The 7,897-nt window shown below is 70.7% G+C and carries 7 protein-coding genes; 3 read left to right on the top strand and 4 right to left on the bottom strand.

All coding sequences use genetic code 11. The annotated features are described in order from the left end of the window. Positions 1-112: 112 nt before the first annotated feature. From BM236_RS07980 to BM236_RS07965, 4 genes are all read right to left on the bottom strand, one after another. On the bottom strand, positions 113-1,069 hold the full coding sequence (locus BM236_RS07980) for a sulfate/molybdate ABC transporter ATP-binding protein (RefSeq protein ID WP_091122225.1): 957 nt from the start codon (positions 1,067-1,069) through the stop codon (positions 113-115). Between the two features lie 4 nt (positions 1,070-1,073). Continuing rightward, entirely contained in the window at positions 1,074-1,883 is an 810-nt protein-coding gene (locus tag BM236_RS07975) for a sulfate ABC transporter permease (RefSeq protein WP_091122223.1), read from the bottom strand. After that, positions 1,876-2,673, bottom strand: coding sequence for a sulfate ABC transporter permease subunit CysT (gene cysT / locus BM236_RS07970; RefSeq protein ID WP_245750201.1), 798 nt, complete (start codon positions 2,671-2,673; stop codon positions 1,876-1,878). Before cysT ends, BM236_RS07975 begins: the two co-directional genes overlap by 8 nt. A 92-nt stretch (positions 2,674-2,765) precedes the next feature. After that, a complete protein-coding gene (locus tag BM236_RS07965) occupies positions 2,766-3,812 on the bottom strand; it encodes a sulfate ABC transporter substrate-binding protein (RefSeq protein WP_091122280.1) in 1,047 nt (348 codons plus the stop codon). Positions 3,813-4,014: 202 nt separating this feature from the next. On the opposite strand from BM236_RS07965, the gene BM236_RS07960 reads away from it, so the two are divergent. Genes BM236_RS07960 through BM236_RS07950 form a run of 3 tightly spaced genes read left to right on the top strand, consistent with a single transcriptional unit; the run spans position 4,015 to position 7,885 of the window. Further along, positions 4,015-5,892 (top strand): 2-oxoacid:acceptor oxidoreductase subunit alpha, encoded by a 1,878-nt coding sequence (locus BM236_RS07960; protein WP_245750200.1) that lies wholly within the window; start codon positions 4,015-4,017, stop codon positions 5,890-5,892. Then, positions 5,889-6,875, top strand: a complete 987-nt coding sequence (locus tag BM236_RS07955; protein ID WP_091122218.1) for a 2-oxoacid:ferredoxin oxidoreductase subunit beta — start codon at positions 5,889-5,891, stop codon at positions 6,873-6,875. Before BM236_RS07960 ends, BM236_RS07955 begins: the two co-directional genes overlap by 4 nt. Continuing rightward, a complete protein-coding gene (locus BM236_RS07950; RefSeq protein ID WP_091122215.1) occupies positions 6,872-7,885 on the top strand; it encodes a hypothetical protein in 1,014 nt (337 codons plus the stop codon). Before BM236_RS07955 ends, BM236_RS07950 begins: the two co-directional genes overlap by 4 nt. Positions 7,886-7,897 lie beyond the last annotated feature (12 nt).

Below are 7,897 nucleotides of genomic sequence, written 5' to 3'. Positions count from 1 at the left end.
TGGTCTCGATACGCTCGCTGGCGCTCGCTACTCGACCAGCGAGACCGGCTGGCGCTCGCTACTCGACCAGCGAATTCGGCGAGAGCAGCGGAGACCAGCGAACCCGGCCGCCTCAGACGGTGGTCGCACCGGGAGCGATCGAGAGCCAGACCGTCTGACCGACCTCGAGACCGAGCGAGCGCGCAGACGTCCGGGTCATCTCGACCGACACCTCCTCGCCGGCGTCGGTGAGCACCGTGAGCCGCACCTCGAAGCCGACCCGCAGCGTCCGCGAGATCGTCCCCTCGACATCGGTCGCCGACACCGGTGACAGGCTGACCGCGACGTCGTGCGGCCGCACCAGGACGCCGCCGAGCCGAGTCACCGCGCCGAGGAACGACATGACGAAGTCATTGGCGGGAGCGTCGTAGAGCGCGTCAGGGGAGCCGATCTGCTCGACCCGCCCGGAGTTGATGACGACGATCTCGTCGGCGACCTCGAGGGCCTCCTCCTGGTCGTGAGTCACGAACACCGTCGTCACGTGCACCTCGTCGTGCAGCCGGCGTAGCCAGTCGCGCAGCTCCTTGCGGACCTTCGCGTCCAGCGCGCCGAACGGCTCGTCGAGCAGCAGCACGGTCGGCTCGACCGCCAGCGCACGCGCCAGCGCCATCCGCTGCCGCTGACCGCCCGAGAGCTGCGACGGCAGCCGGTCGGCGAACTGGGAGAGGTGCACCAGCTCGAGCAGCTCGCCCACCCGCTGCTTCACCTCGGCGCGGGGCCGGTGCCGGATCTCGAGACCGAAGGCGACGTTGCGGGCGACCGTCATGTGCTTGAAGACGGCGTAGTGCTGGAAGACGAAGCCGACGTTGCGCTTCTGCGGAGGGAGCTTGGTCGCGTCGACGCCCTCGATCGACACCGAGCCGGTGTCGGCCGAGTCGAGGCCGGCGATCACCCGCAGCAGGGTCGACTTGCCCCCGCCGGACGGTCCGAGGAGGGCGGTCAGCTGACCGGTCGGGATGGTGACGGAGACGTCGTCGAGGGCGACGAAGTCGCCGTACGACTTGGTGAGGTTGGAGACGGTGATGCTCATGGGATCACTTCCGGGTGGAGGGTCGGAGGAAGGCCACGACGATCAGGCAGGCGATGGACACCAGCACCAGCAGGAACGAGATGGCGTAGGCCGACGGCTGGTCGAAGCCCTGGTACTTCGCCTCGACGGCGAGGGTGGCGGTCTGGGTCTTGCCGGTCAGGTTGCCGGAGACGACCTTGACGGCGCCGAACTCGCCGACCGAGCGGGCCAGGGAGAGGACGACGCCGTAGACGACGGCCCACTTGATGCTCGGCAGGGTGATCCGCCAGAAGGTCTGCGGCCCGGAGGCGCCCAGCGACCGGGCGGCCTGCTCCTGGTCGTCGCCGACCTCGTGGAGCACGGGCACGACCTCGCGGATGACCAGCGGCAGCGCCACGAAGCAGGTCGCCATGACCAGCGCCGGCGTCGCGAACATCACCGTGAAGCCGGAGGACTCCAGCGAGGGCCCGAACCAGCCGTCGCGGCCGTTGTAGACCAGCAGCAGGGCCAGACCCACGACGACCGGTGAGACAGACAGCGGCAGGTCGATCAGCGCCGAGAGCACCCGTTTGCCGGGGAATTCGTAGCGCACCAGCAGCAGCGAGATCGTCACCCCGAAGACGAGGTTGATGACGACCGCCACCAGCGCGACCCTGCCGGTCAGCTCCAGCGCGCCGACGACCTGGTCGTCGGAGAGGGCGTCGCGGAGGGTGGTGAAGCCGTCCTCGAAGGTACGCCGGGCGAGCATCGCGACCGGCCAGGCGATGAGGAAGAAGACGTAGCCGACGGCGATGACCCGCAGCAGCCACTTGACGGGGGTGGAGGTCCTAACCACGACGCGCCACCCGCCTCTGCCCTCGGCCGGCGAACACGTCGAGCAGCACGATCACGACCAGGGCGACCAGCAGCATCAGCGAGGCGACCGTCGCGGCCGAGGCCGTGGAGCCGTTCTCGATGAAGGTCAGCATGCGCACCGAGGCGACCTCGGTCTGGTAGGGCTTGTTGCCCGAGAGCAGCACCAGCGAGCCGTACTCCGAGATCGCCCGGGCGAAGGAGAGCGCCGCGCCGGCCGCGATGGCGGGCACGAGTGACGGCAGCACGATGCGACGCAGGATGGTGGTCCGCGACGCGCCGAGTGACGCGGCGGCCTCCTCGGCGTCGACGTCGAGCTCCTCGAGCACGGGCTGCACGGTCCGCACGATGAAGGGCAGCGTCACGAAAGCGAAGGCGAGGAAGACCGCCTTCTCCGTGAACGCCCAGTGCACCCCGAGCGGGCTCTTCGGCCCGTAGAGGGAGAGCAGCACCAGGCCGGCAACGATCGTCGGCAGCGCGAACGGCACGTCGATGACGAGGTCGAGCAGCGACCTGCCCCAGAACCGGTCGCGGACGAGCACCCACGCGATGATCGTGCCGACCACGATGTTGAGCGCGGTGACGATCGCCGCCTGCGTCACGGTGAGCGAGACGGCCGCCCAGGTCTGCCCGTCGCGGACGACGGACCAGTAGTTCGACCAGCCGCCCTCGGCCGCGCGGGCCACGATCGCAGCAAGCGGGAGCAGGACGAGCAGGCTGAACCAGAGCACGGCGACCCCGAGGCTGAGACCGGCCCCGCGGGTCAGGGTCACGAGCGGCTGCCGGACGCGTCGAGGCCGGTGCCCCGCAGGGGGCACCGGCTCGGTCGTCAGGTCATCGGCCGCTGCGAGAGCGGACGCGGGCATTACTGGTCGACGCCCTTGCCCGTGGCCTGCTGGATGGCGGTGATCAGGCCGAGCGGCTTGCCCTCGGTGCCGTCGCCGAAGTACTTGTCGACCGCGACGCCCCAGCCACCGAAGTCCTGGTCGATGGTGAAGAGCTTGCTCGGGGTCGGGAACGGGTCGGACGGGTCGTTGGCGCCCTCGACCTCGCCGACGTCGACACCGTCGACGACCGGGCGGAAGCCGGCCTTGGCGTAGGCCGCCTGGCCCTCCTTGCTGGTCTGGAACGCGAGGAAGTCCTTGGCCGCCTTCGAAGCGGACGTGGTGACGGCGCCCGGGTTCTCGATCTTCAGCGTGTCGTCGGGGACGACGTAGTCGACGTCGGCGCCGCTCTGCTTGGCGAGGATCGCCTCGTTCTCGTAGGAGAGCAGCACGTCGCCCGAGCCGTCGGTGAACGCGGTGGTCGCCTCACGGCCGGAGCCGGGCAGCGCGATGGTGTTGCCGAGGAGCTTGGTCAGGAACGCCTTGGCCTGCTCCTCGGAGCCGCCGTTGCCGGTGATGTGGGCCCACGCGGCAAGGATGTTCCAGCGCGCGGAGCCGGAGGAGCCCGGGTTCGGGGTGATGATCTGGACGCCCGGCTTGACGAGGTCGTCCCAGGTCTTGATGCCCTGGGGGTTGCCCTTGCGGACGACGAAGACGACGACGCTCGAGGTGAGCACGCCGTTGGTCGGTGTCGCGGACTTCCAGCCCTCGTCGACGAGGCCGGCCTTGACCAGGCGGGTCACGTCGGTCTCGAGCGAGTAGTGGACCACGTCGGCCTGATTGCCGGACTCGACGCCGCGGGACTGGTCACCGGAGGCGCCGTACGACGTCTGGAACTCCACCCCCTTGCCGGCGTCGGTCTTCCCGAAGTCGTCGAAGACCGCCTTGTTGGCCTGCTCGAGGATCGAGAAGCCGTTGACGCGGACCGTGGAACCGGCGGCTGCGGCGGAGTCGCCGTCGCTGGAGCCGCAGGCCGTCAGCGCGAGGAGTCCCGCGGCGACGACCGAGCCGAGCTTGATGATCTTCATGTTGTGCACCCTTTGCGTTGCCTCGGCGCCACCGTTCGGAGCCAATATGTCGAGCAGATTACTGCAATTACGCAACTGGGTCGAAATGGTCCACATGGTGGGCGAGTCGGCGATCCCGCCATGTGGTGTCGTCCGGGCGTGCAGCCATGGGGCGGGTCTAGGCTGGCGAGACCAGGACCACACGTCCCCGAGGAGTGTGAGGGTGCCCCGACAGGTCACGCGGCTCGATCGCGTCGTCATCCGATTCGCCGGTGACTCCGGCGACGGCATGCAGCTCACCGGAACCCGCTTCACCCAGGAGTCGGCGATCTTCGGCAACGACCTGATGACGCTGCCCAACTTCCCCGCCGAGATCCGCGCCCCGCAGGGCACCATCCCGGGGGTGTCGTCGTTCCAGATCCACTTCGCCGACCACGACATCCTCACCGCGGGCGATGCGCCCGACGTCCTGGTCGCGATGAACCCGGCCGCGCTGCGGGCCAACCTGGCCGACCTGCCGAAGGGCGCGACGATCATCGTCGACACCCACGACTTCACCGGGCGCAACCTCGCGAAGGCCGGCTATGACGCCGACCCGCTCGAGTCGGGCGAGCTCGACGCCTACCAGCTGCACCGGGTGGACCTGACCGGCATGACGGTCGAGGCGGTCAAGGAGTTCGGGCTCTCGCGCAAGGACGCCGCCCGCGCCAAGAACATGTTCGCCCTCGGCCTGCTCTGCTGGCTCTACGGCCGGCCGACGGAGTCGACGATCGGCTTCCTCGAGCGCCAGTTCGCACGCGCGCCGGAGATCCGCGACGCCAATATCTTGGCGTTCACGACCGGCTGGAACTTCGGCGAGACGACCGAGACGTTCGCCGTGCGCTACGAGATCGCCCCCGCCGCGCAGGCGCCGGGCACCTATCGCAACATCACCGGCAACCTCGCCCTCGCGCACGGCCTGGTCGCCGCCGCGGTGCGCTCAGGGCTGCCGCTCTTCCTCGGCTCCTACCCGATCACGCCGGCCTCCGACATCCTCCACGAGCTGTCCCGGCAGAAGGTCTTCGGCGTCACCACCTTCCAGGCCGAGGACGAGATCGCGGGCATCGGCGCAGCACTCGGGGCCGCGTACGCCGGCTCGCTCGGCGTGACCACGACCTCGGGCCCGGGCGTCTCGCTGAAGTCGGAGGCGATCGGGCTCGCCGTCGCGCTCGAGCTGCCGCTGCTCGTGGTCAACGTGCAGCGCGGCGGCCCGTCCACCGGCCTGCCGACCAAGACCGAGCAGGCCGACCTGCTGCAGGCGATGTACGGCCGCAACGGGGAGGCACCGATCCCGATCGTGGCTCCGTCGACGCCGTCGGACTGCTTCGCCGCGGCGCTCGAGGCGGCGCGGATCGCGATCACCTGGCGCACCCCGGTCATGCTGCTCTCCGACGGCTACCTGGCCAACGGGTCCGAGCCGTGGCGGATCCCCGACCTCGACGACCTGCCGGCGATCGACCCCGGCTTCGCGACGACCCCCAACCACACCTCGAAGGCGTCGAGCAACGGAGCCGACGAGTTCTGGCCCTACCAGCGCGACCCGGAGACGCTCGCCCGACCGTGGGCGGTGCCCGGCACGGCCGGCCTCGAGCACCGCATCGGCGGGCTGGAGAAGGGTGACGGGCACGGCAACATCTCCTACGACCCGGCCAACCACGACCTGATGGTCCACACCCGCGCGGCGAAGGTCGCCCGGATCGCGGACACGCTGCCGCCGCTGACCGTCGACGACCCGTCCGCGGCCCGAGGAGATGGCGGAGCCCGGGTCCTGGTGGTGGGCTGGGGGTCGACGTACGGCCCCATCGCCGCCGGCGTGCGGCTGGTCCGCGGCGCCGGCCACGACGTCGCGCAGGTCCACCTGCGCCACCTCAACCCGCTCCCCCGCGACCTGGGCGAGATCCTGAAGCGCTACGACCGGGTGCTCGTCCCGGAGATGAACCTCGGCCAGCTCTCGCTGCTGCTGAGAGCGCGCTACCTGGTCGACGCCGTGGGGCTGAACGTCGTCCGCGGCCTGCCGCTGACATCCGGCGAGATCGCCGACGCCATCGAGGAGCTGCTATGACTGCTGAGCCGTCGCTGCACCCGCTCGGGTCGGGCCTGGAGCTGGTCCCGACCTCGCACGAGCCGCAGAGCGGGAAGGACTACACCAGCGACCAGGAGGTGCGCTGGTGCCCGGGCTGCGGCGACTACGCCGTGCTCAAGGCGGTCCAGTCCTTCCTGCCCGACCTCGGCCTGCGCCGGGAGAACATCGTCTTCGTGTCGGGCATCGGCTGCTCGTCGCGGTTCCCCTACTATCTCGACACCTTCGGCATGCACTCGATCCACGGCCGCGCACCGGCGATCGCGACGGGGATCGCCGTCTCCCGCCCGGACCTTTCGGTCTGGGTGGTGACCGGCGACGGCGACGCGCTGTCGATCGGCGGCAACCACCTGATCCACGCGCTGCGCCGCAACGTGAACCTCACGATCCTGCTCTTCAACAACCGGATCTACGGGCTCACCAAGGGCCAGTACTCGCCCACCTCCGAGGCCGGCAAGGTCACCAAGTCGACCCCGGTCGGCTCCATCGACCACCCGTTCAACCCGGTCTCGCTGGCGCTCGGCGCCGAGGCCACCTTCGTCGCGCGCACGATCGACTCCGACCGGCGCCACCTCACCAGCGTGCTGGCCGCGGCCGCCGCCCACCGCGGCGCCGCGCTGGTCGAGATCTACCAGAACTGCCCGATCTTCAACGACGGCGCCTTCGACGACCTGCGCGGCCCCGCCTCCGACGACCGCATCCTCCGGCTCGAGCCCGGGCTCGACGTTACGGTCGGCGACCGGACCTGGCGGCACGACCCGACGGCGGTCGACCCGTCCGACCAGTTCGCGCTGTCGCGCCTGGAGGACCCCGTGCCGGTCGGCATCTTCCGCCAGGTCGAGCGGGCGACGTACGACGACGAGGCGCGCGAGCAGGTCGCCAGCGCCGTGGCGGCCTCGACCGCGACACGCGAGGAGCGGCTGGCCGGTCTGCTCAACGCCGGTGACACCTGGACGGTCGTGTGACCGCCCGGCGTACCCCTCGGCTCGCAGCCCTCGTCGCGGTCCTCCTCGCCCTCCCGCTCCTGGCGCTCGCCCCGGCGGCGCCGGCGGGTGCCTCCGCCTCCGCGGCACGCGGGACCGTGCGCTACGTCGGCCACGGCACCGCCCGCAGCTGCACCTCCCGCGCGGTCGTGCGAGCGGTGGCGAAGGGCGGCGTGATCAGGTTCCGGTGCGGCCCCCGGCCGGTCACGATCGAGATGAGCGCGACCGCGAAGGTGGTGAACACCAGCCGCCGCGTGGTCATCGACGGCGGCGGCAAGGTCACCCTCGACGGACTCGGCAAGCACCGGATCCTCTACCTCAACACCTGCGACCCCCGACAGCGGTGGACGACCACGCACTGCGACGACCAGCAGTACCCGCAGCTCGTGGTCCGCGACATCACGCTCAAGCGCGGGTACGACGGCGGCGACAGGTACGACGGCGGTGGTGGCGGCGCGATCTTCGACCGCGGCGGCCGGCTGCGCATCGTGAACACCAGGTTCGTGCGCAACCGATGCCGGGCGAGCGGCCCGGACGTCGGCGGGGCCGCGGTGCGCGCGCTCGAGCAGTGGCACGACCGGCCCGTCCACGTCACCGGCAGCGTCTTCCGGGGCGGGCGGTGCAGCAACGGCGCGGGGATCAGCAGCATCGGCGTCTCGTGGCAGGTGCGCGACAGCGTCTTCCGCAACAACGCCGCCATCGGGCACGGCGCGAACCCGACCCGTCCGGGCACCGCCGGCGGCGGCAGCGGCGGGGCGATCTACCTGGACGGCAACCGGTTCAGCCTCGACCTGACCGGCACGACCATCTCCCACAACGTCGCCAACGAGGGCGGTGGCGCGGTCTTCTTCGTCAGCAACGACCGCACCGGGACGATGACCGTCCGGTCCTCGGTGCTGACCGCCAACCCGAGCCGCGGCTTCGAGAACTACCCGGGCATCTTCTTCCTCGGGCACGGCCGGCCGACGTTCATCGACTCGACCGTCCGCTGACGGGTCCGCCTG

The organism is Nocardioides terrae (assembly GCF_900112345.1).
In the GTDB taxonomy this organism is placed as follows: domain Bacteria; phylum Actinomycetota; class Actinomycetes; order Propionibacteriales; family Nocardioidaceae; genus Nocardioides; species Nocardioides terrae.
This window is presented reverse-complemented; position numbering and strand designations above follow the sequence as displayed.